The organism is Belliella pelovolcani (assembly GCF_900156785.1).
GTDB classification, from domain to species: Bacteria; Bacteroidota; Bacteroidia; order Cytophagales; family Cyclobacteriaceae; genus Belliella; species Belliella pelovolcani.
Window position 1 is genome coordinate 50,437 of sequence record NZ_FTOP01000011.1, and the last position, 22,438, is coordinate 72,874.

22 protein-coding genes are annotated in these 22,438 nt (G+C 37.3%); 9 read left to right on the plus strand and 13 right to left on the minus strand.

What is annotated here, in order from left to right; translation table 11 throughout:
- Positions 1–17 precede the first annotated feature (17 nt).
- From BW935_RS12585 to fsa, 4 genes are all read right to left on the minus strand, one after another.
- Entirely contained in the window at positions 18–1,481 is a 1,464-nt protein-coding gene (locus BW935_RS12585; RefSeq protein WP_076501975.1) for a S41 family peptidase, read from the minus strand.
- Between the two features lie 96 nt (positions 1,482–1,577).
- Positions 1,578–2,288: a cell division ATP-binding protein FtsE gene (locus BW935_RS12590; protein ID WP_076501976.1), complete on the minus strand. Its 711-nt coding sequence runs from the start codon at positions 2,286–2,288 to the stop codon at positions 1,578–1,580.
- 2 nt (positions 2,289–2,290) lie between these two features.
- Positions 2,291–2,494 (minus strand): fructose-6-phosphate aldolase, encoded by a 204-nt coding sequence (locus tag BW935_RS12595; protein WP_076501978.1) that lies wholly within the window; start codon positions 2,492–2,494, stop codon positions 2,291–2,293.
- 96 nt (positions 2,495–2,590) lie between these two features.
- On the minus strand, positions 2,591–3,250 hold the full coding sequence (fsa, locus tag BW935_RS12600) for a fructose-6-phosphate aldolase (RefSeq protein WP_076501979.1): 660 nt from the start codon (positions 3,248–3,250) through the stop codon (positions 2,591–2,593).
- Between the two features lie 143 nt (positions 3,251–3,393).
- Here fsa and BW935_RS12605 point away from each other — a divergent pair, with 143 nt between their 5' ends.
- Positions 3,394–5,145: an ABC transporter ATP-binding protein gene (locus BW935_RS12605; RefSeq protein ID WP_076501981.1), complete on the plus strand. Its 1,752-nt coding sequence runs from the start codon at positions 3,394–3,396 to the stop codon at positions 5,143–5,145.
- A gap of 56 nt (positions 5,146–5,201) precedes the next feature.
- Here BW935_RS12605 and BW935_RS12610 read toward each other — a convergent pair whose 3' ends face one another.
- Complete coding sequence (locus BW935_RS12610) at positions 5,202–6,179, minus strand: M23 family metallopeptidase (RefSeq protein WP_076501983.1); 978 nt, start codon at positions 6,177–6,179, stop codon at positions 5,202–5,204.
- A 123-nt stretch (positions 6,180–6,302) separates the two neighbouring features.
- Here BW935_RS12610 and alaS point away from each other — a divergent pair, with 123 nt between their 5' ends.
- From alaS to BW935_RS12645, 7 genes are all read left to right on the plus strand, one after another.
- A complete protein-coding gene (gene alaS, locus BW935_RS12615) occupies positions 6,303–8,927 on the plus strand; it encodes an alanine--tRNA ligase (protein ID WP_076501985.1) in 2,625 nt (874 codons plus the stop codon).
- Positions 8,928–9,026: 99 nt separating this feature from the next.
- Positions 9,027–10,487 (plus strand): Asp-tRNA(Asn)/Glu-tRNA(Gln) amidotransferase subunit GatB, encoded by a 1,461-nt coding sequence (gene gatB, locus BW935_RS12620; RefSeq protein ID WP_076502111.1) that lies wholly within the window; start codon positions 9,027–9,029, stop codon positions 10,485–10,487.
- A gap of 29 nt (positions 10,488–10,516) precedes the next feature.
- The gene (locus BW935_RS12625) at positions 10,517–11,602 is read left to right on the plus strand and encodes a TlpA disulfide reductase family protein (RefSeq protein WP_217695365.1); all 1,086 of its coding nucleotides are present in this window, start codon (positions 10,517–10,519) and stop codon (positions 11,600–11,602) included.
- Between the two features lie 253 nt (positions 11,603–11,855).
- Positions 11,856–12,326 (plus strand): nucleoid-structuring protein H-NS, encoded by a 471-nt coding sequence (locus BW935_RS12630; RefSeq protein WP_076501988.1) that lies wholly within the window; start codon positions 11,856–11,858, stop codon positions 12,324–12,326.
- Between the two features lie 25 nt (positions 12,327–12,351).
- On the plus strand, positions 12,352–12,930 hold the full coding sequence (locus BW935_RS12635; protein ID WP_076501989.1) for a hypothetical protein: 579 nt from the start codon (positions 12,352–12,354) through the stop codon (positions 12,928–12,930).
- Positions 12,927–13,766: a hypothetical protein gene (locus tag BW935_RS12640; protein ID WP_076501991.1), complete on the plus strand. Its 840-nt coding sequence runs from the start codon at positions 12,927–12,929 to the stop codon at positions 13,764–13,766. Before BW935_RS12635 ends, BW935_RS12640 begins: the two co-directional genes overlap by 4 nt.
- Positions 13,753–16,209, plus strand: coding sequence for a leucine-rich repeat domain-containing protein (locus BW935_RS12645; RefSeq protein ID WP_076502113.1), 2,457 nt, complete (start codon positions 13,753–13,755; stop codon positions 16,207–16,209). Before BW935_RS12640 ends, BW935_RS12645 begins: the two co-directional genes overlap by 14 nt.
- A gap of 34 nt (positions 16,210–16,243) precedes the next feature.
- Here BW935_RS12645 and BW935_RS12650 read toward each other — a convergent pair whose 3' ends face one another.
- The 5 genes from BW935_RS12650 to BW935_RS12670 form a co-directional block, all read right to left on the minus strand.
- Positions 16,244–17,266, minus strand: a complete 1,023-nt coding sequence (locus BW935_RS12650) for a hypothetical protein (protein WP_076501993.1) — start codon at positions 17,264–17,266, stop codon at positions 16,244–16,246.
- A 10-nt stretch (positions 17,267–17,276) separates the two neighbouring features.
- The gene (locus BW935_RS12655; protein ID WP_076501994.1) at positions 17,277–17,600 is read right to left on the minus strand and encodes a DUF3817 domain-containing protein; all 324 of its coding nucleotides are present in this window, start codon (positions 17,598–17,600) and stop codon (positions 17,277–17,279) included.
- Between the two features lie 10 nt (positions 17,601–17,610).
- A complete protein-coding gene (locus tag BW935_RS12660) occupies positions 17,611–18,141 on the minus strand; it encodes a hypothetical protein (protein WP_076501996.1) in 531 nt (176 codons plus the stop codon).
- Positions 18,142–18,249: 108 nt separating this feature from the next.
- Positions 18,250–18,783: an acyl-CoA thioesterase gene (locus BW935_RS12665; RefSeq protein ID WP_076501997.1), complete on the minus strand. Its 534-nt coding sequence runs from the start codon at positions 18,781–18,783 to the stop codon at positions 18,250–18,252.
- 85 nt (positions 18,784–18,868) lie between these two features.
- Complete coding sequence (locus BW935_RS12670) at positions 18,869–19,531, minus strand: protein-L-isoaspartate(D-aspartate) O-methyltransferase (protein WP_076501999.1); 663 nt, start codon at positions 19,529–19,531, stop codon at positions 18,869–18,871.
- Positions 19,532–19,664: 133 nt separating this feature from the next.
- On the opposite strand from BW935_RS12670, the gene BW935_RS12675 reads away from it, so the two are divergent.
- Entirely contained in the window at positions 19,665–20,258 is a 594-nt protein-coding gene (locus BW935_RS12675) for a riboflavin synthase (RefSeq protein WP_076502000.1), read from the plus strand.
- Here BW935_RS12675 and BW935_RS12680 read toward each other — a convergent pair.
- The 3 genes from BW935_RS12680 to trpF are packed head-to-tail and all read right to left on the minus strand — an operon-like array spanning position 20,255 to position 22,367.
- On the minus strand, positions 20,255–20,827 hold the full coding sequence (locus BW935_RS12680) for a phosphatase PAP2 family protein (protein ID WP_076502002.1): 573 nt from the start codon (positions 20,825–20,827) through the stop codon (positions 20,255–20,257). The two genes, BW935_RS12675 and BW935_RS12680, sit on opposite strands and share 4 nt — an antisense overlap.
- Positions 20,828–20,837: 10 nt before the next feature.
- Positions 20,838–21,731, minus strand: coding sequence for an oxygen-dependent coproporphyrinogen oxidase (gene hemF / locus BW935_RS12685; protein ID WP_076502003.1), 894 nt, complete (start codon positions 21,729–21,731; stop codon positions 20,838–20,840).
- Positions 21,732–21,740: 9 nt separating this feature from the next.
- Entirely contained in the window at positions 21,741–22,367 is a 627-nt protein-coding gene (gene trpF, locus BW935_RS12690; RefSeq protein ID WP_076502005.1) for a phosphoribosylanthranilate isomerase, read from the minus strand.
- Between the last annotated feature and the right edge of the window lie 71 nt (positions 22,368–22,438).

A 22,438-nucleotide genomic window follows, 5' to 3' on the forward strand; every position in this document is an offset into this window, starting at 1 on the left:
TGAGGCCTTATTTTAATTTATTGAATCATTTTGATTCTTTCTTGAATAGCATCACTGATATTTTTCTCTTCAATCAACTGTCCTTGTCTGATTTTAGAATCAAGAGAGGAACCTACAAAAATTCTTTCGTCAGCTCTCAATCTTGCTCCAGTTGTTTCTTGCCCCGTAATTCTTGAAATAGCAGTCTGAAGGAGTGGATCTCTAGTATCTCCAAATTCTCTGAAAGGAAGGTTGTCAATTTCACGGACTCTTACATTAGGTTCAAAGCCTGTACCATAGTCAGACTGATCTAAGCTGTTAAAACTTTTTGATATAATAGGCAACAGACCATAAGCATTATTAGGATTATCTCGGTCTTGAAGAGCCGCTGAACCTACATTTTTCCCGGTTGTCCTATCTCCGATAATTTCAACTTGCATATGTGGTTTTAGTCCATTGATGATCAATTCACTGGCAGAAGCTGTTCTCGTTGAAGTTAGGATATAAACTTTACCTCCTTCGAGTTGATTGCCAATGTTTTCAGTTTTATCTCTAAATTTAGTTTGTATATTTTGAAATTGTGAAAATTGGGATAGGAAACTATTATATCTGGTCTTCGAGAATATTTTTTCAGAATCCACATTTGGTGCGATTAAGCTAGCTAGATTCACTGCGCTAGAGACAAAACCACCTCCGTTGTATCTAAAATCTACAATCAATTGATTTACGCCTTCGGATTTAAATTTTGCGAAAATTTGATCCATTTGAAGATCATATCGATTATCCATTTGGTTGTTTTCGCCACTGTTGACACCAGGTGCAAAAAAATGATATACTAAATAACCTATTTTATGATTCTCAATTGTGAAAACTGTATCTAAGAAGTTAGGGTTTTCCTCGATTTCTATTGTATTGAGGTTGAAACTCTGGGGAGCACCATACATATTGGAGTTTTCATCAAAGCGTCTAATCGTAACACTATGCTGAGATGATCTCAATCTTAAAACTGATTGATAATTGCTCAATGTCATAGTAGTACCATTGATTTGGGTTAATAGATCACCCCTCCTTAATCCTTCGTTAGCAGCAGGACTATTCTTTTTCACATAAGTGATAAGTCCAACCACATTTTCATTGTCGTTACTTTCTCTCAGTAAAGTCAATTCATATCCTGCTTCTGTGGAGACTCCTGAAAGACCACTTACCAATTCTTGGTAATTTGGATAAATAGCTGAAAATCTATCTGTTGGTTTGAACAAAAATGATTCAAAATATGCTGTAGGATCAGAGGTATTAGCGATAGGGGTTCTCATGTCTTCCAACCAATAATACACCTCATCCATTACATTTTTAATCCAATTATTGATTCGTATATTCGGGTTAGGTGCTTGGGTGTCATTAGTTGGCTGTAAATCATCTTCATCTTTACATGACTGAAATAATAAAGTACTTGAAAGCACAAGAAGCAATATTAAGCGATGATAAAATTTAAACGTATTCATAACTGCTATTTTTAGAATAACAAATATATATTTTTTATGTTTTAATATAAACGAAATAGAGAGGATGTTTCGATTAGATGAGCCAAAAAAAACACCTCAATAAGAGGTGTTGATTGAAATATCTGATGTTTTGCTGTCAAGCAATTGACCCCTCTCACATTTGAGAACCCGATAAGGATATTTTCTTAATAAATCATGATTATGAGTAGCCATCAAAATTGCAGTCCCTTGCTTGTTGATTTCTTGGAATAGCTTAAAAACACCATCTGCTACATCGGGATCCAAATTCCCGGTAGGTTCATCAGCCAAAAGAATCTCTGGATCATTGATCAATGCCCTAGCTATCACCACGCGCTGTTGCTCTCCCCCAGATAGTTGGTGAGGCATTTTACTGGCCGCATCTGCTAGGCCTACTTGCATCAATACCTCAGCCATCCGATTTTTCATTTTGCTTTTATCCTTCCAGCCAGTAGCTTTCATTACAAAAAATAGATTTTCTGCTACCGATCGATCAGGGAATAATTGAAAATCTTGAAATACAATTCCTAACTTTCTTCGGAGAAAAGGTACTTCCTTGGTTTTAATTTTACTAAGATCAAAACCAACGATTTCCGCTTGCCCCATTTTTAGAGGAAGATCCGCATACAAGGTTTTTAATAAAGAACTTTTACCACTACCTGTTCTTCCTATTAAAAACACAAATTCCTTTTTTTCTATACTAAAAGTCACATTGGTTAATACGGCATCAAGGCCTTGGAATATCCCGGCTTCCTGTACATGTATGATAGGTTCTGTTTGAAAATCCATTGTTACAACTCAAGTTTTTGTAATTTCCCAAAAGGAAGGTCTTGAATCAATTTTTCTAATTCATCCTCCTTGCCCTCAAGCCCAAACTTTTCAGCATTCTTCATTGGTCGATCAGCTCTAAAGTATGCCACTAATACAAAGTTCTCATCTCTGATTTGAATGTAGTCTGGAATTTTAGCTTTACCTTTTACTTTAATGATGTACATAGGGATTTTATTGTAGTGGATTTGGATAAATTACCCATGATATACATTATTCAGCATTGATTGTTTACAGATAAATGTACATCATGGGCTTTCAGATTATTTTCCAGCTGCCTTGGCGTGGTCAGCTAAGAATGTAGCCAAACCAGAATCTGTCAAAGGATGCTTCAATAGACCTGTGATTACTTTCAATGGACAAGTGACCACATCTGCACCGATTTCTGCACATTTGATCAAATGCATAGTATGTCTAACTGAAGCAGCGAGTACTTCTGTAGCGAAACCATAAGTACTATAAATATGTACGATTTGTTCGATCAACTCCAAGCCATCGTAAGAGATATCATCCAATCTTCCAATAAATGGAGAAAGGTATGTAGCCCCAGCTTTTGCGGCAAGAATCGCCTGACCAGCTGAAAAAACTAGTGTACAGTTTGTTCTGATCCCTTCTGAATGGAAGTACTTAATTGCTTTTACACCATCTTTGATCATTGGAATTTTTACCACAATCTTATCATCGATTTTGGCTAGTTCTTTTCCTTCTTTGATCATTCCCTCAAAGTCTGTAGAGATGACTTCAGCACTTACTTTATCATCTACAATATCGCAGATAGCTTTGTAGTGTGCTCTTACATTTGCATCTCCGCTGATGCCTTCTTTGGCCATCAAGGAGGGGTTGGTGGTCACGCCATCAAGTACGCCTAGATCATAGGCTTCTTTGATTTCGTCAAGATTTGCGGTGTCAATAAAGAATTTCATTGCTATTAGGTTTAAAGATTGTTTTTATAATGCAACAAAGTTAAAGGAATATCTAGGATTTGGAAGGTTCCAGAAATGCTTTATTCCAAAAAGAACTATTAAATTCCGATTTGGTGTTGTAACCTGTTTTTAAAGCGAATTTTATGTCGAAAGCAAAAAGAAGTGAAAATAGAGTCACCATGACTCAGGTTTTCAAAACCATCATCTGGCCAAGGAAAAAACAACTCTTCATAGGTTTAATATTGATTGTAATCAGTAGACTTTCAGGTCTAGTGCTTCCAGGGGCCTCAAAAATTCTCGTCGATGACGTCATACCATCCAATGATTTAAGTTTATTAAAATGGCTGGTCTTAGGTGTGGTCTTGGCTATTACTATACAATCTGTAACATCTTATGCTTTGACACAAATCCTCAGTGTTGAAGCACAGCACTTGATCGCTAAGCTTAGGGCCAAAGTACAGAAACACATTATCCAACTTCCTGTCAGGTTTTTTGACAATACTAAAACTGGAGAACTCGTGTCTAGAATCATGACTGATGTAGAGGGTGTTAGAAATCTTGTCGGAACTGGTTTCGCTCAGATGATAGGTGGGATTTTGACAGCAATTATTTCTTTGGTTCTATTGATCTATATCAGTCCGTTGATGACTTTATACGTATTGGTGCCTGTGATTATTTTTGGTTTGATTTCATTGAAAGCCTTTGGGAAGATCAGACCAATTTTTAGAGAAAGAGGCAAAATCAATGCAGAAGTAACAGGTAGATTGACAGAAACCTTGGGGGGTATTCGAGTCATCAAAGGCTTCAATGCTGAAGCACAAGAGATTAAGACATTTGAATATGGTGTGGAACGGCTATTTCTCAATGTAAAAGCAAGCCTGACAGCCACGAGTTTTGTGACGTCTTCAGCTACTTTTCTATTAGGGCTTGCCTCAGCAGGGATCATGGGGATCGGTGGCTATATGATCATGGATGGGCAGATGACCTTCGGTGACTTTCTTGCTTTTACTTTGTATTTAGGTTTTATGATTGCTCCAATAGTTCAAATGAGCAACATAGGAAGTCAGTTTACAGAAGCATTTGCAGGCTTGGATAGAACAGAGGAAATTATGAATATGCCTTTGGAAAACTCAAGTGGAAACAGAAAGATACAATTGCCTAAAATAAAAGGAGATATACAATTCAAAGCTGTTTCTTTTGCTTATGAAGAAGGGAAAGACGTATTACATGAGATTTCATTTCTAGCTCCAGCAGGTTCAGTGAATGCATTGGTTGGAACTTCGGGTTCTGGTAAGACTACTATAGCTGGTATAGCCGCTTCTTTTTTGAATCCTGAATCAGGAAGGGTATTAATAGATGGTGTAGATTTGCAAGAAGTTACACTTGAAAGTTTTAGGTCACAATTGGGAGTAGTACTTCAAGATGATTTTTTATTTGAAGGTACCATCAAAGAAAATATTCTCTTTCCCCGTCCAAGTGCGTCATCGGAAGATTTGCAGAATGCTGTGAAGGCGGCACACGTGGATGAATTTACCGATAGGTTTGAAGAAGGGCTAGATACCTTGATAGGAGAGAGAGGGGTTAAATTATCTGGAGGACAAAGACAGCGAATAGCTATTGCCAGAGCGATATTGGCAGATCCAAGGATTTTGGTTTTAGATGAAGCGACTTCCAACCTGGACACTGAAAGTGAGTCCTTGATTCAAGCAAGTTTGAAAGAATTAATGCAAGGCAGAACCACCTTCGTCATTGCACACAGGCTGAGTACTATCAGACAAGCTGACCAAATATTGGTGATTGAACAAGGTAGAATCGTAGAACAAGGGCAGCACGAAGAACTTATCGAGAGGCAGGGAAGGTATTATCAACTTTATACCTATCAGGCTAGAATATGAAATAGAAAAAGAGAAGCAGTCGCTTCTCTTTTTCTATTTATGAATTATTTGTCAGTTTATGATAGTGATTGGTTTTCTTTAGAAGCTAATTCAAGTATCTTCTCATACTCGCTTGGTTCAAGGTCTTTGAAGAAGTAATGTACAGGATTGACGTACCTGCCATCTTTCAATATTTCGTAGTGAACATGTGGAGCCGTGGATGATCCTGTATTACCTACAGTGCCAATTTGGTCTCCTCTTTTTACTCTTTGACCCTTGCGCACGCTGAATTCATTCATGTGAGCGTATCGAGTGACAAACCCAAAACCATGGTCAATTTCTATGTATTTCCCATATCCTCCAAAAACTGTCTTGACATCAATCACAACACCATCTCCAGTTGCATAAATGGGCGTCCCTTTAGGAGCAGAAAAATCAACTCCAGTATGCATTTTTCTCACTTTAAGAATTGGATGAAGTCTATTCCCAAAGCCAGATGCAAGTCGTGTCAATTCTTCATTGATAATGGGTTGGATTGCTGGGATAGATGCCCAATATTCTTCTTTATTGAGCGCCATTTCAGAGACTTCATCGTAACTGAGGTTTTGGACATAGAGCTGTCTTTTGAGGTCATCAACCTTAGATCTAAGATCAATGATCAATTTTTCTGGATTAAGTCCTTTTTCTTTGATCTCTTTATATCGATCAGTACCACCTATCCCCGCTCTTCTGATATCTGATGGAATTGGTTCTGTCTCAAAAATCACTCTGTAAAGGTTATCGTCTCTTTGCTGAAGGTCAGCCAGCATTTGGCTCATTTGACTAACCTCAGACTCCATCAATTGATAATAATATTTGAGCTCTTTATTTTCTTTTTTTAGAATTAGCTCTTTCGGGCTATCAAAATAATAATTGAATACGATCAAAATTCCCACTGCCAGAATCAAAGCAGAAGAAAGAAAGCCAAGGGTGTTTAATGTAATATCCCACTTGCTACGCTGGTATCTTTCGTATTTACAGGTTTTTGGGTCGTAGTAATATTTTATTCTACTCATTATAATTTGCAGGGTAATTATTCTAATTTTGCAAACCTCAGTGGGGTTTGGGTGATTTCTTAGTCCGAAGCTCGCAAATATATAAATTTAGATAATATAATCCGAACATAGTCAAAAGCTTACATGGAAGCAAAGAAAGTCAGAAGTACCTTTATAGAATTTTTCCAAACCAAACAGCACCAGTTTGTTCCATCCTCACCAATAGTTGTCAAGAACGATCCTACTTTGATGTTTACCAATGCTGGGATGAATCAGTTCAAGGACTTTTTCCTTGGAAATGAAATCGCTAAGATCACTCGGGTAGCTAACAGTCAAAAGTGTCTTAGGGTTTCAGGAAAACACAATGACTTGGAGGAAGTAGGTGTAGATACTTATCACCACACCATGTTCGAAATGCTTGGGAATTGGTCATTTGGAGATTATTTCAAAAAAGAAGCTATCGAATGGGCATGGGAGCTTTTGACGAAAGTATATCAGCTACCAAAGGACAGACTTTATGTTTCTGTGTTTGGAGGTGACGAGAAAGATGGTCTTGATAAGGACATGGAAGCTTTTGATCTTTGGAAAAATATTGTTTCGGAAGATCGTATCATATTTGGTTCAAAGAAAGATAATTTTTGGGAAATGGGAGATACAGGTCCATGTGGTCCTTGCTCCGAAATTCACATAGATCTTCGTACAGATGAAGAAAGAAAAGCTGTCAGTGGTTTTGATCTAGTAAACAATGACCATCCACAAGTTATTGAAATCTGGAATCTTGTATTCATGCAGTTCAATAGATTGAGTGATGGTTCTTTGAAGGAATTACCAGCCAAGCATGTAGACACTGGGATGGGATTTGAGCGTTTGGTAAGAGCTATTCAGCAGAAATCCTCCAATTATGATACGGATGTATTCATGCCATTTATCAACTTCCTTGAAGGAAAATCTGGTAAAAAATATGGCCAGGATGAAAAAACTGACATTGCCATGCGTGTCATTGTCGATCATATCAGAGCGATTTCTTTTACGATAGCAGATGGACAATTACCTTCTAACAATAAAGCTGGATATGTAATCAGAAGGATATTAAGAAGAGCTGTTCGTTATGGTTACACTTTCCTGGGCTTCCAAAAGCCGTTTATGTATGAGATGCTACCCATGCTTGCAGAGAGTTTTGGAGAGATTTTCCCAGAAGTTGTGGCTCAGCAGGATTTTATTGGCAGAGTCATTGAAGAAGAGGAAGCTTCTTTTTTAAGGACTTTGGATAATGGGTTAAAAATTCTGGATCAAATCAAAAATGAACTTCAAGCATCAGGCGGTCAGGTGATCGATGGAAAGACAGCATTTGAGCTTTATGACACCTTTGGTTTTCCACTAGATCTCACTTCATTGATTGCCAGAGAAAATGGCCTTTCGGTGGATGAAAAGGGTTTTGCTGAAGAAATGGAAAAGCAAAAAAACAGATCAAGAGCAGCAGCAGAACAAGAAACTGGAGATTGGATCATGGTCAGAGATGACGAGGGAGTGGAGTTTGTAGGTTATGATAACTTAACCGCACAAAGTAAAATCATAAAATATCGTCAGATCAAAGATAAGAAAGGAAATAGATACCAGCTTGTTCTTGATCGTACACCTTTCTATGCAGAAAGTGGAGGTCAAGTAGGAGATACAGGGATTTTGATTTCTTCATCTGAAAAGATCAAGGTCATAGATACCAAAAAAGAAAACGATCTGATTGTACATTTTGTAGATAAACTGCCCTTAGAGCCAAATGCACAGTTTTCGGCAGAGGTAAATGCTACCAAGCGAAAGCTTACGATGAATAACCATACAGCAACCCACCTGTTGCAATCAGCACTCAAAGATGTTCTAGGAGATCATGTGCAGCAAAAAGGTTCTTTGGTGAATGAAGAACTGTTACGCTTTGATTTTTCACATTTCGCTAAATTGACAGATCAAGAAATAGCAAGGGTAGAAGCGATTGTCAATGCCAAGATCAGAGAAAATATTCAACTTTCCGAAGAAAGAAATGTGCCAATAGAAGAAGCAAAGACAAAAGGTGCAACAGCACTTTTTGGGGAGAAATATGGAGATTTTGTGAGGGTTATCACATTTGATCCGGAATTTTCAGTTGAGCTTTGTGGTGGCACCCATGTAAAGTCCACGGGAGCAATTGGACTATTTAAGATTGTATCAGAAGGTTCAATTTCTTCTGGTGTAAGAAGGATCGAAGCAATCACTGCTGAAGCTGCTGAAGCTTTTCTCAATAGTCAATTGACATTGGTGAAAGAAATCCAAGAATTACTCAAGGCACCAAAAGATTTGAAAAAGGCGGTTGAATCTCTGATCCAAGAAAGAAATGACTTGCGAAAAGAAATTGAAATGCTACATAGCAAGCAAGCTGGAGTTTTGAAAGATGATCTCTTAAAACAAGTGGAAACAGGAGATGATCTAAATAAACTATTTGTAAAAGTCAGTTTACCTTCTGCTGAGGCTTTGAAGAAAATCGCTTTCGAACTCAAAAATGAAGTTCCAAATTTAATTGCAGTGATAGCTGCTGAAATTGATGGCAATCCGCAGATTGCCGTTGTAATCAATGAAAATTTGGTATCAACAAAAGGGCTAAATGCGGGCCAAGCCATCCGAGAATTGGCAAAAGAGATTCAAGGAGGAGGAGGAGGTCAGCCTTTCTTCGCAACTGCGGGAGGGAAGAATCTTAGTGGATTAGATGCTGTAGTAGCCAAAGCTAAAACAATGTTTGCTTAAAATACCACATTTAAATAACCTCCAATTTGGTTTTAGATGATTTCTGAGCCATTTTTGGACACTTCATTCGGTTATGTTCAATAAAGAAAAGAATTAATGATGCTTTCAGCTGATATAAAGAATAAATACGAATTAGTAGTAGGTCTTGAGGTCCATGCACAGTTACTTACAAAAAGTAAAATGTATGCATCGGATTCTACGGAATTCGGGAATTTACCAAATACTCACATTTCTGTCCTTACGCTAGGTCATCCAGGTACACTTCCAAAAGTCAATAAAAAGGCAGTTGAGTTTGCTGTGAAAATGGGTTTGGCTTGTAATTCTGAAATCACGAGGAGAAATATTTTTGCTAGAAAGAACTATTTCTATCCAGATCTTCCAAAAGGCTATCAGATTACCCAAGACAAGGGGCCAATCTGTGTTGGAGGAGAAGTTCCATTGACATTGCCGGATGGTACCAAAAAGTCAGTCACATTGACTAGAATCCACATGGAAGAGGATGCAGGTAAATCCATGCACTTGGTTGGGGAAGTGGATACCCTAGTGGATTACAATAGAGCTGGAGTGCCATTAATTGAAATTGTGTCTGAGCCAGACATCAGGTCATCTGAAGAAGCATATGCTTTTTTGATGGAGATCAAAAAATTGGTAAGATACTTAGATATCTGTGATGGAAATATGGAAGAGGGTTCACTAAGATGTGATGCCAATATTTCGGTGAGGTTACATGGTGCTGCTGAATATGGAAAGAAAGTAGAGGTCAAAAACATGAACTCTTTCAGAAATGTTGCTAGAGCCATAGAACATGAGTTTGAAAGACAAATACTTTTAATCGAAGAAGGAGTAGAAATTGTATCAGAAACAAGGACTTTTGATGCTACGACTGGAACTACTGCAAGTATGCGTACCAAGGAAGACCTAAATGATTATAGGTATTTTCCAGAGCCAGACCTTAGTCCTGTGGTGGTATCTGAAGAGTGGCTAGAGTCTGTTAGAAAAGAAATGCCCGCACTTCCAAGAGAGCTTCATGCAAAGTTTGTCAATGAATATGGCCTGCCTGAATACGATGCTGGTGTACTTACAGATTCTAAGGAAATTGCATTGTATTTCAACGAGCTATGTGAAGCCACAGCCAACTACAAAGCAGCCTCTAATTGGATGATGGGACCAGTCAAGTCATATTTAAATGAATTGACGTTGCATATTTCAGACTTTCCAATTCAGCCAAATAGATTAGCAGATCTGATTGGGATTATAGATGATGGAAAAATCAACTTCTCCGTAGCTTCTCAAAAAGTATACCCTGAGATGCTGAAAAATGGAGAAAAAAGCCCACTTGAAATAGCTCAAGAGTTGAATCTAATCCAAGATAGTGATGAAGGTAGTCTTAGACCTATTGTGGAATCGGTTTTAGCTGAAAATGGAGCTAAAGTAGAAGAGTATAGGTCTGGTAAAAAGGGCTTGATGGGTATGTTTATGGGACAAGTAATGAAAAAGTCTCAAGGAAAAGCAGATCCTAAAGTAGCGACAAAAATTCTAACTGAACTTCTTGAAAATTAAAAACTATGAAGATATTCAAACATATTTTAATGGCAACCTTAGCCATTTTGTTCTTTGCATGTGGAGAATCAGAGAGAGTATTTGATGGAAAAGTAAAAGTGTCAGGAAAGATCAATAATGCTGGATCTGGAAGTCTAGTTCTTTTGAAACTTGAAGAACGATCAGAAGAAGTGGCTAAAATAGATTTAGCGGGAAATGGTAGTTTCGAATATGAGCTTACATTGGATGGGCCTGGATTTTATGAATTGAATATTCTTGACAAGAAAATGGTCAGATTGGCTCTTTATGATCAAGATGTTGTAATTAACTATGACCTTGAAGATGAAAATAGTCTTGTGATTGAAGGTTCTGAGGATTCTCAACACATGCAAAAAGTCGATAAGTTGACTGAGGATTACCAAGCAGAAATCAATAATCTGAATACTGCATATTTTGAAGCCATGACCAATAAGGATCAAGAGGCCATCAAGGAAATTCAGAATCAAGCTATGAATCTTGAAGGAGACCATGCAGTAAAAGTAAAAGCTGTAATTGATGATATGGATGGAAGTTTTGCTGCTTTAGCTGCACTGGGTATGATCAATGAAAAGAATGATTTTATTTATATCGATGAATTGGTCAAGAATTTAAATGAAAGGTACCCTAATACTAAAATGATAACTACCTTGATGGCTCAGTTGGATGACATGCGGGTATTGTCTATTGGTCAAGTAGCTCCTGAGATTTCACTACCAAATCCAGAAGGAGAGTTGGTAAATCTGTCAGACTTGAGAGGTAATTATGTATTAATTGATTTCTGGGCGGCATGGTGTAGACCATGTAGAGAAGAAAATCCAAATGTGGTTAGGCTTTACAATCAGTATAACGAAAAGGGTTTTGAAGTTTTTGGGGTTTCTTTGGATAGAACCAAAGATGCTTGGGTCAAAGCTATAGAAGATGATCAATTGACATGGACGCATGTTTCTGATTTACAATACTTCAATTCAGCGGCTGCTGCGATCTATCAAATCAATGCAATTCCTGCTACCTATCTACTTGATCCTGAGGGTAAAATAATAGCGAAGGATCTAAGAGGACCAAGCCTTGAAAATAAATTGAAAGAGCTTTTTGATTAAGTTTGAATCCAATAAAATACCCTGCCACTTACCTGTTGTAAGTGGCTTTTTTTATTCAAAAAAAATATTTTATCTTAATGGGTTGTAGCTAGTATTTATTATTGAGTTTTTCGCATACATTTGCGCGAGAAATTCGTTCTCAGGATGCATAAAGTAATTTCAAAATAAATAATTCATTTATTAATTATGGAATGCTTTTTGACTGTTAGAGGACAATCTCAAAAGGAACAAACTAAAATCTATAATTCCAAACATGAAAAAAAGAACCCTTCAATCACCTTTGAACAGATTGGTATTTATTGCACTGTTCGGCTTATTAGCCATGGGAGCTTGTAAAAGCAAGAAAAAAGTAGTTGCTGAACCAGCACCTCCTGCTCCAGTAGAGAAAGTAGAACCAGCACCTGCTCCAGCACCTGCACAGCCTTCGGCAGAAGAAGTCGCTGTAGGGAAGTTGGAAAATTACTTTAGCAGCATCGCTAACTCTACCAATGTTCAAGCTGCCAATAGCACAATTCAAGAAGCCTTGAGCATGTTTTCAAATCAAGAAACTCCAGTATTGATTGTGATCTATGAAGAGAGCGGTATCAAAGATTACGATGAGCCTACTACCATCGTTAAATATTTGAACTATCTCAAAGACACCAAGAAAAACCTAAACTTCATCAGCGATATCAGGTTAGATGCCAATGGTAGAGTATCTGAATTGGAACTTCGTCGCAAATAATCACTCAATCGATAATAATTAAACCATGAAAAAATACATTTCCCTATTCCTATTCATGTTTGTGGCTAGCGCGACCATCTCTATGGCGCAGTCAGATAACATCAGCCCAGCAAGAAAGCAAGCCATCGATTCTTTGGCTTTGGAAAAAGTAAAGGACTTAAGTAAATATATCTCTATCATCGGTAGCAAAGAGACACAATTCTCTGAAGCTAACAGAGTAATGGATAGAGCAGAAGAATTATTCGCTCCAGATGCTGAAATGGGAGTTTCTTCTTTGAACAGAAAAGAGATTGCTTACTACAAAGTGAGAAGATATTTCGAAAGATTAATGGCTTTGAACTATGATAGAGTAAACATCACTTGGTATGATATTCACTATATTTCTGATTTGGAAAGACAGCCTGATGGTAGATATGTAGGTGTGATTACAGTGTATCAAAGATTTGAAGGTACTTCTCTTGAAAGTGGCTTGAACTACAGAGATACTACGAAGAAAGACATCACTATCTATGTAGAGAAAAAACAAACTCAAATTGCAGGTAGAACAATTGAGTTCTGGGATGTGATGTTGGGTGACATCAGAGTGACTGAAACTTCAGCATGAGAAAATTAGCAGTAATAATCATTCTATTTATTACATCAATTGAGTTGGCACCGGGGCAAGGTTTATACAGCCCCGGTTCCCCTCAAGATGATGGTAGATTTGCCGCTTCAACCAAACAGGTGAATCAATTTTTTAGACGATTCAATGGAGAAGAGAGTGCTGATGGCACTAAACGTTATTATGAAGACGACTCCAATTACAGAAATAGAGAACTAAGAGGTAAATTTATTAGCATCCTTTTTGATAATGAGACTTCAGGTATTCAAAATAATCTGAAGACTGAATTCATGAAAGATGTTCTTTCTGAGCCTTTACCTCAATATTTAGCCTTTCATAGAGGTGAGTGGTTTGCGGAGGTTGCCACCACTTTTATTTATAAAGGAAAAAGAGAAAATGTCACCTTGTTCATGAAGCTTCAGCCTGAGGGTTTGGGCTATGAATGGGTAGTAGATAGAGTGAGTTTCGCTCCATTTAAGAATTTATTTAAAAAACCGCAAGGTGATCAGAAGTCTTTCCTGCATCCAATGAGTCATGAAATTGGATTTATGAATTTGAGAAAGGCTTTTCAGGATAATAAATTACCTGAAGCATACACACCTAAAGAGTATGAACCAGATTATTTGACCTTGTTTTTGTACGAAGTCAAGAATGGAAACTTGAAATTTGATAACATCTCAGATGTGAAATTTCATTTCTTTCAAATCAACGATTGGTATTTTGAACTGAATCAGTTCAATAGACCAGGATTTAATACAGGTTGGCTTATTAGCAATTTGATCAAGCTAAAGCCAGGGGATAAAGAAGTTGTTCAAAAATTCATTTATGACCAGAACTAGGTTAACATATCTTTTTTTTGCCATTTTTATTCTAAATGGCTTCGTTTCCAAAGCTCAACAAGCTTTAGGGGATTATACCAAGCAAGAAATCAAGGATCTTAGCCAAAAGGTTGAGGATCAAGTTGCTTTCTTGGAGTATTTTTTCAACACAGTAGGGAGTAAGGATACTCCTGCTAGAGATAAAGATGTGATTATAAGAGAGAGTTATAAGAAGATTTTTAGAGACCATTTGGTACAGGTTGAAGATGATTTGTTATTGGACAGGAAAGTCATCACCAACAAGGACATTACAGCATATTTGAAAGATATTGAGTTCTTTTTCAAGGATGCATCATTTAAGTTTAAGGTAAGAGAGGTGAAACCATTTTTGAGAGATAATGGTGAATTATCTTTTGTGGTATCTCTCGACCGAACATTGACAGCCACAGGTTTAAATAAAGAAAAAATCACCAATACTAAGGAGCGATTCATTGAAGTCAATGTGGATAAAAAGTCCAATGAATTGAAAATCGCGAGTATTTACACAACTAAATTGAGTAGGGATGAGGAGTTGTTGGAGTGGTGGAAGCGATTGTCATTTACTTGGGAAAACTACTTCCGTAAGAAAGTTGGTTTGACTGATTCAGATTCGGTTACAATTGAGCATTTGTACAAAATCAGCTCAATTGACTCCATCAACCTTTCTGGGAATCAGTTTGTCGTGGATCTAGAACCGATTGAGGCACTTAGAGAACTGAAATTTCTAGACATTAGCAATACACAAATCAAAGAGTTGAATCCTATCAGCAATGTCACCTTCTTATCTTATTTGAATATTGCTAACACTCCAACTAAGGATATCCAATTTATCAAATATTCTGATAGATTGACGCATCTGAATATTTCAAATACAGAGATTAGTGATATCAGTGAATTGGGAAATTTAAAAGGACTTTCAATTTTAAGAGCACAGAATACACCGATCACAAGTTTCGCAGTACTCAATTCATTTTCTGCCTTGAGAACGCTCGATTTGAAAGGTAGTGGGTTCAATAACTTGGAAAATATCCAAGAGCTTGATCAGCTTGTATCTCTCGACATCAGTTCCAATTATTTGATCAATTTTGAATTGCTTTCAAGCTTAGTAGACCTTGAAAATATCAATCTTCAAGAGACGAATATTGTTGATTTGACGCCCTTGAAGGAATTAAAAAAGCTCAAAGTAGTCAATATCAATCAAACGGAAGTCTCTGATATCAATGCCCTTGATGCCATGCCCTCACTACAACGAATCTATGCAGATAGGACACGCATAGAAGAATGGGTTGCTGATGAGTTTGCTAGAAGAAACCGAAGGGTGTTGATGATTCATCATGTGGAGAATCTTCAGACTTGGTGGGATGGTTTGTCTCAACCTTGGAAAGAAGTTTTTATCAAGATCAATCCAAATCTCAATAGGGCTGAACCGAGTATAGAGGAATTGTCTACCCTAGTTGGTATGGATTCCTTGGATTTATCTGGTAGTGGAGTAATCAATCTCGGACCAGTATTAAAGTTCAAAAAAATCAATTATTTGTCATTTGATGATACAGAAGTTGTGGATTTGTCTCCCTTGGCAGATATCAAAACTTTGGTAAGAATCACAGGTAGAAATGCAGATGTGAATACATTGCAGCCTTTGGTCAATCTTCCAAATGTAGAAGTACTTGATTTTAGAAATAACCCAATCAATTCCATCAGTGCGCTGACTGCGGTCAAGTCCTTGAAATATCTCAATGTTGATAATTCTAATGTTGGGCACCAGGAAGTAGTTTTGCTATTGGAGCAAAATCCTTCTTTAAAAATCATATTCAGGACGGAAGATCTGATTGAATGGTGGGATAGTATGGATGAAAATTGGCAATCTTTGATCAAAAAGTATTTCAACGCCACAGAAAATCCTAACTTGGAAGAACTGCATATTTGGACTTCTAGCAAGTCATTGAGCATAGAAAAGGAATCTGTTTCAAATTTCAGGAACCTGAAGGCTTTCATTAATCTGAGAAGTTTGAAGATCGTCGATGTACCTGCGATGGATTATTCAGCTTTGAATGAGATGCTTTTACTGGAATCTTTAACTATCAATCAAGCACCTATTTCAAATCTCAATGATGTTGCTCAACTTATCAAACTCACCTATTTGGATCTTTCAAATACAGGTATTGAAGACTTGAGACCATTGTCGTCACTTAGGAACCTGAGTACTTTATTGATTTCAGGTACAACAATCAAAAACCTGCGAGGTCTAGAGTCCCTTTATTCTTTAGAAGAATTAGATATTGCCAGTACCAATGTGAGGTCATTGAAGCCAGTACAAGGGCTCACTAACCTGAATAAGTTAAGCTGCTTCAACACAAGGATAAACAAAAGAGGAGTAGATAATTTTAGGAAATTAAACCCTGAGTGTGAAGTGAGATATTATTAAAAATAAAAGGTAAAGGGGTTGATTTTCAATCCCTTTACCTTTTGATTACCTGTTCTAGACTTTCTCTAAGAATAGCACCCATATTTTTACAGCTTAAGAATTTTTCGTTTTTATAGTGTTTGGCGAGGTCTATTTTGAGATGCGCAATATTCTCAGGAGTAGAGATTTTATCCTGTTCCATGCTTCTCAGGATATCTTCAATTTCTTTTGAGGAAGATTTGAGTCTGTTGGCTATCAAGGCTCGCTCTTCCCGCTGATATTGTACCATAGACTCAGACGTGATATGCTTGATGCCCAACTGTATCAGAGCATTGTTTTCTTTGAAATACTGAGGGAGGTAAATGGACTTTTTACCTTCATAGGATTGCTGATCAAAGTCAATCGCTCTGATTCTATAATGTGTTTCTTCAAAATCAGGAGTGACGTCAATCACGAAGTTTGACGAGTGCATATCACCCAGAAGCCTGACAAAACACCTTTCATTAAACTTTACAAACTCCTTGGCTAATCGGATAGGGTTGAGCAAACTGTCATGGATATGCTGTTTCATAAACATCTCCCCAGGAATACCAGCGATATGCTCTTCTATAAGCGTATTTTCATGCACGAGATATGAAATTCTATTTGGCGAGAGGAGATGTTCTAACTCTAACCCATATACCCTAGATGCATCTGCATTTTTGACATAGAAGTAATCGAAGTTATCATTGATTCTATTGACAATCCTTACCCTGTAAGGCTGTGTATTGCCGTAAACGCACAAATCTATGCGGTCTACATAGAGGTGTTTCATGACAGAAATATCACCTTCAGCCTTAAGGATTGCATAGATTTTTTTGACATTGTAGTGGATTTCTTCTCGATCAGATTCATTGAAAAATACAGTTTCCCATAGCGTATCATTACCCTTGAAATCATACAATGGGATAGAACTGCTATACCGAAGTAGGTCCTTATAATGAATAGGGAAGCCTGCCTCTCTACCGTATTTGACTAAATAGCTTCTGAGTTTTTCGCTGATTGGAAATACAAGCTTCTTTTTACTGATCAATGCCATCGTCTATCTATTAGGATTCGATCAGTTCTTTTTCTTTTTTCTTTAGGTTTCTATCAAAAATAAATGGCCCAAATGGTAATACGGCGGCAACTAAACCCAAAAATGTCTTACTGAAACTCCAATCAAGTTTTTTTGCAGTAGGAAAAATGACATAGATATAAATGACAAAGAGGATTCCATGAGCCCAACCAACTATTTTGACTGCCATGGGCATATCAAAAACATATTTTAGAGGCATGGCAATAAAAAGTAAGAGCAAGAATGACAGACCTTCTACGATGCTGATTTTTCTAAAGCGCTTGAGCCACTTGATTTGATTTTCTTTTATAGACATGAAGATTTTATTAAGATTTGATACCAAATAATACTTGTAGTTTGCTCCAGAGTGATTTTTTCAGGTTGATTTGAGCATTGATATCTTTGAGATCATCTGCAAATAGGAATTCGACACCTTCATCATTTAAGATTTCGTAATTGTGTTGTTTTTTGTTAGATAGTTCATGATTCAGTTTACCGAAAACCAAAATTTTGCTTGGATTGAGTGTTTCTATCGACTTGAGTGAAACTTCTTCTACTGATTCAGAAGCAGCTAATGCGATATCTTTTAGCGAACAACCTACAGCACCTAGGATTTTGAACAAAAACTCTCTCAGTTCAGGTTCCAAATGACTTCCTTGATAGATGATCATGATTGCTTTTCCAAAGTTACCTTCAAAAATCAAATCATCTTCTTGCCTCTCTGGGGTATCAACTTCGATTTCAGATTCTGAAGAGTCGTTGAATAGATTACTGATTAATTTAGGAACTTCCTCTTTGACCACTACTAGCTCTGAATCTAGAAAAAGACTAAAATGCTTCAAATTCATGTTTTCCATGTGGCTAAATTGCTTAAAAATTATGGCTCAAACAAACAAATTCTCTGCCCTTATTATAAAAAAAGGTGGCTTGAAATAATCTTTCAAGCCACCAGTATCAATTAGTTTTTAATCTTCTTTTTTGTTTTCGAGATCAAAAATTGATCTTAACTCAACTGCATCTTTTGGATCCATTCTTTTTGCTAAAACAAGCCTCAGCTGCCTTCTTCTCAAAGCCCCTTCATACAGTTCAATCTCTTCTTCTGATACTGGCTCTACTTCTGGAACTTCTATAGGTCTACCACCTTGATCTACCGCTACAAAAGTAAAAAAAGCTCGATGAGTTGTGATCTTTTTATTTGCCGGAATATCTTCTGCAAACACTTCAATGAATACTTCCATGGAAGAATTGAAAGCTCTGGTAACTTGCGCTTTAAGTGTCACCACATTTCCCAAGGCAATTGGATGCTTGAAAGAAATGCTGTCTGCAGATGCAGTAACTACGATTCTATTGGAGTGCTTTTGCGCGGCGATAGCTGCCACTACATCCATCCAGTGCATCAATTTGCCTCCCATGAGGTTGTTCAAAGTATTGGTATCATTGGGTAATACCATTTCAGTCATGATGACTTCTGATTGCTTGGCTAGTTTCTTTCTTGTCATAAAAATTATATTTTATACAAAAATACAGAATAAATTATCAATTTGAAAGAGATTAAGGTGTTTAATCCATATAATATTTTGATCATTATTTTGATCTCCAGCCTTCCTCGCCTAGTAAAGGTACAAAAGCAAAATTGTCATACTCCTCTTGAATAATTTGCTTTTCAGTTTTTTTGGTCAGTTTCATCATTTTTTGTGTATTTCGATCTCCTACAGGGATGACAAGAATTCCACCTATATTGAGCTGTTTCAGAAGAGAATTGGGAACCACAGGCGCTCCAGCTGTTACAATTATCTTATCAAATGGCGCTTGTGATGGAATTCCTTGTGAACCATCTCCAAGATAGAAATTGATCGGAATACCTAGCTTGGTGAGAAATTTCTTTGTTCTATCATACAGTTTTTTTTGGTATTCTATGCTGTGTACTATGCCACCCATCAAATGGAGTATGCTAGCTTGATAGCCAGATCCAGTTCCTATTTCGAGAATCTTGTCCCCGGGCTTGATTTCCAAGAGTTCAGTCTGAAAAGCCACCGTATAGGGTTGAGAGATTGTTTGACCTTCTCCAATTGGAAAAGCTTTATCTTCATAAGCATGGGAGTCTAATGCAGTATCGAAAAAAAAGTGTCGTGGCAAAGTATTGATTGCCTCAAGTACAGCTTCGTTTTTTATTCCTTTGGATCGAAGGATGCTTACTAAAGCTTTGCGCTGTCCTTTATGTCTATATGTGTCTTCAAGTCTAAGCATGAATGTGGAAAAAGATTTTATTAGAAACTTTAATTGAGACTGCTAAGTTAAGGTTTAAAATGGCTTAATTTGAACAATCGATCATTTGCTGTTTTGATCACCTGAATCTTTGATATTTAAATTTTAGAAGGAAATGTTTACTGGAATCATAGAAACCATCGGGACAATTAAAAATATAGAAAAAGAAGGAACCAATATTCACTTTGATTTAGAATCACCAATCACTGCTGAGTTGAAAATAGATCAATCAGTGGCTCACAATGGAGTTTGCCTGACTGTTGTTGCCATCGAAGGTGCTGTATATAGGGTGACAGCGATAGATGAAACACTCAAAAAAACGAGTTTGAAGAATTGGACCGTTGGTAAAAAGGTAAATATCGAAAGGTGCATGCCTGCCAATGGGAGGTTTGACGGACATATCGTACAAGGTCACGTAGACCAAGTCGGTAGGGTAGAGGCGATTTCAGAACAGGATGGATCTTGGATTTTTGATTTTTCTTTTGATGCCAACTCTGGAAATGTCACGGTAGAAAAAGGATCAATTACCGTGAATGGAACAAGTTTGACCTGTTTCAACTCAAAAAATGGAAGATTCTCGGTAGCCATTATTCCTTATACTTATGAATTCACCAACTTCCACCAACTCAAAGTTGGAGATGAAGTGAATTTGGAATTTGATGTGATTGGAAAATATATTCAGAGGATAATTAGAGGCTACGAAGCTTAACGAACTGATTGTGTACTCAATTTGTGAATAGCTTGGCTAATATACCAAGCTCCCCAAGCGGCTGAAACTCCCACTAAGCCACCTACAGTCACATCCGCTGGGTAGTGTACACCTAAGTAAATTCTGGTATAGGAAAAGAAAGTAGCCCAGAGAAATAGCCATTTGATATGATCATGTTTTTGACCTAATGTCAGGTACATGATCATAGCTATTCCAAAGCTATTGGAAGCATGAGACGAGGCAAATCCATAAAGGCCGCCACATTTACCGTAGTTATGGACTATTCCATCCCAAATTGGATCATGGCAAGGTCGTAATCGTTCAAAAAACGGTTTCATAAATCCCGAAGTAAATTGATCAGCAAATAGAATAGTCAATCCAATTCCAATGAAAACCCACCAAGATGATTTGCCATAGTGCCTAATCACTAAGAAGCTCAAAAACAAATACAGGGGAATCCATGGCCATGTTTGGGTCAACTGAAACATGACTGGGTCTAGCCAATCATGATGAAAGCTATTCAAATAGATGAATAGACCTTCATCCCATGCTTTGATTTTTTCAATCATAATTCCGTTTTCAAACCCAGTTGATATCTTTCTTTAGCAATGCAAGTGTTTTTGCTTCTTCAGAACCGACTTCAGGTTGATGCATGTATTGCCAATTTGCTACAGGTGGCATACTCATCAGTATGCTTTCTGTTCTGCCATTGGTATCCAATCCAAACTTCGTTCCCGCATCCCAGACTAGGTTAAATTCCACATAGCGCCCTCTTCTCAAAGCTTGCCATTGCTTTTCTTTCTCTCCGTAAGCCAGTTTACTATTTTTATTCATAAAGTATCTATAGACTTTGGGGAATAAATACCCGATGGCTTTTGCAAATTCAAAAATTTGAGTCATCTCTGAGTCATCTTTTGAACTCAATCTATCAAAGAAGATTCCGCCTATCCCACGGGTTTCATTCCTATGTTTGATAAAAAAGTAATCATCCGCCCATTTTTTGAATTTTGGGTAATAGTCAGGGTTAAACTGATCACAGGTATCTTTAATAGCTTGATGAAAATACTTGGCATCCTCTTCATCCACATAATGTGGCGTCAAGTCTATACCTCCGCCAAACCAATTGACCCCATTGCTCATCTCAAAATAACGGATATTCATGTGGATGATAGGAACCATAGGACTTTCAGGGTGAATCACAATAGATACACCCGTTGCAAAAAAATCTGCTTGGTCTAGCTGAAGCTTTTGTAGGATTTTGTCAGGAGTCGGACCTTCTACTGCTGAGAATGCCACCCCACCTTTGGCGATGATATTTCCATCCTGAATGATTCTAGTGCGACCCCCTCCGCCTTCTGCACGAGTCCATTCGTCTTCTATGAATTTTGCTTTGCCATCTTCAAGTTCTAGCTCACTACAAATATGGTCTTGTATCAACTTGAAGTCTTCGGCAATTTGATTTTTATTTATCATTTTTCTTTTTCAATCTTCTACTTCCAAAGCTTCTAAAATATCCGCTAATTCATCAAAGTCCTTCAACCCAGGCTTGATTTCGTGTCCTCCTTGCAAGCAAATTCCTTTGACACCTGTTTGATTCAATGTTTTTTCGATTGTGTCTGCTTCTAAACCAAAGCCAAGTAGCACATCACATTTTGATGATAGTTCGCTGATTTTATTGGCAACGGTATCATTCAATTCAAGAGAAGTACTATCTAAAAGAATAACTACTCCGAAGCTTTTATAGGAGTTTGATTTAGCGATGATTTCATCTAGCTCTGAAGCTTCATGAATCGTTATTTTAAGTATCAAACCATAACCAGAATTTACCAACATTTTGAGATGGATTTCTTCTTGAATTTGAATATACTTGATGCCTTCATAGCTTTGTAAAGTGCTGAGAATAGTGTCGGGATGGGCAGTTTCAAATTCGGCAACGTATTCCAAGCCAGAAAGCCAATCAGTTATTTCTTTGAATTTTTCAGGAGAAATAAAATCTTCATGACTTTGTTCCAAGTTGAAACCCATCAGATTGACGTACATTCCAGCACAGTACCGGGCATCACTTAAATTGTTGATATTGCTTACTTTGACAAAAGTTTTCAGAGACATGCTTAAATATTTTGTTTTTCTGACTGCTAAGGTAAAAGATTTCGATCGAAAAATGTATTTTTAGCCCATTG

Coding starts and splice junctions, on each gene's coding strand:
- BW935_RS12585 (WP_076501975.1), bottom strand. CDS start 1,481: ATGAATACGTTTAAATTTTATCATCGCTTAATATTGCTTCTTGTGCTT.
- BW935_RS12590 (WP_076501976.1), bottom strand. CDS start 2,288: ATGGATTTTCAAACAGAACCTATCATACATGTACAGGAAGCCGGGATA.
- BW935_RS12595 (WP_076501978.1), bottom strand. CDS start 2,494: ATGTACATCATTAAAGTAAAAGGTAAAGCTAAAATTCCAGACTACATT.
- fsa (WP_076501979.1), bottom strand. CDS start 3,250: ATGAAATTCTTTATTGACACCGCAAATCTTGACGAAATCAAAGAAGCC.
- BW935_RS12605 (WP_076501981.1), top strand. CDS start 3,394: ATGTCGAAAGCAAAAAGAAGTGAAAATAGAGTCACCATGACTCAGGTT.
- BW935_RS12610 (WP_076501983.1), bottom strand. CDS start 6,179: ATGAGTAGAATAAAATATTACTACGACCCAAAAACCTGTAAATACGAA.
- alaS (WP_076501985.1), top strand. CDS start 6,303: ATGGAAGCAAAGAAAGTCAGAAGTACCTTTATAGAATTTTTCCAAACC.
- gatB (WP_076502111.1), top strand. CDS start 9,027: ATGCTTTCAGCTGATATAAAGAATAAATACGAATTAGTAGTAGGTCTT.
- BW935_RS12625 (WP_217695365.1), top strand. CDS start 10,517: ATGGCAACCTTAGCCATTTTGTTCTTTGCATGTGGAGAATCAGAGAGA.
- BW935_RS12630 (WP_076501988.1), top strand. CDS start 11,856: ATGAAAAAAAGAACCCTTCAATCACCTTTGAACAGATTGGTATTTATT.
- BW935_RS12635 (WP_076501989.1), top strand. CDS start 12,352: ATGAAAAAATACATTTCCCTATTCCTATTCATGTTTGTGGCTAGCGCG.
- BW935_RS12640 (WP_076501991.1), top strand. CDS start 12,927: ATGAGAAAATTAGCAGTAATAATCATTCTATTTATTACATCAATTGAG.
- BW935_RS12645 (WP_076502113.1), top strand. CDS start 13,753: ATGACCAGAACTAGGTTAACATATCTTTTTTTTGCCATTTTTATTCTA.
- BW935_RS12650 (WP_076501993.1), bottom strand. CDS start 17,266: ATGGCATTGATCAGTAAAAAGAAGCTTGTATTTCCAATCAGCGAAAAA.
- BW935_RS12655 (WP_076501994.1), bottom strand. CDS start 17,600: ATGTCTATAAAAGAAAATCAAATCAAGTGGCTCAAGCGCTTTAGAAAA.
- BW935_RS12660 (WP_076501996.1), bottom strand. CDS start 18,141: ATGGAAAACATGAATTTGAAGCATTTTAGTCTTTTTCTAGATTCAGAG.
- BW935_RS12665 (WP_076501997.1), bottom strand. CDS start 18,783: ATGACAAGAAAGAAACTAGCCAAGCAATCAGAAGTCATCATGACTGAA.
- BW935_RS12670 (WP_076501999.1), bottom strand. CDS start 19,531: ATGCTTAGACTTGAAGACACATATAGACATAAAGGACAGCGCAAAGCT.
- BW935_RS12675 (WP_076502000.1), top strand. CDS start 19,665: ATGTTTACTGGAATCATAGAAACCATCGGGACAATTAAAAATATAGAA.
- BW935_RS12680 (WP_076502002.1), bottom strand. CDS start 20,827: ATGATTGAAAAAATCAAAGCATGGGATGAAGGTCTATTCATCTATTTG.
- hemF (WP_076502003.1), bottom strand. CDS start 21,731: ATGATAAATAAAAATCAAATTGCCGAAGACTTCAAGTTGATACAAGAC.
- trpF (WP_076502005.1), bottom strand. CDS start 22,367: ATGTCTCTGAAAACTTTTGTCAAAGTAAGCAATATCAACAATTTAAGT.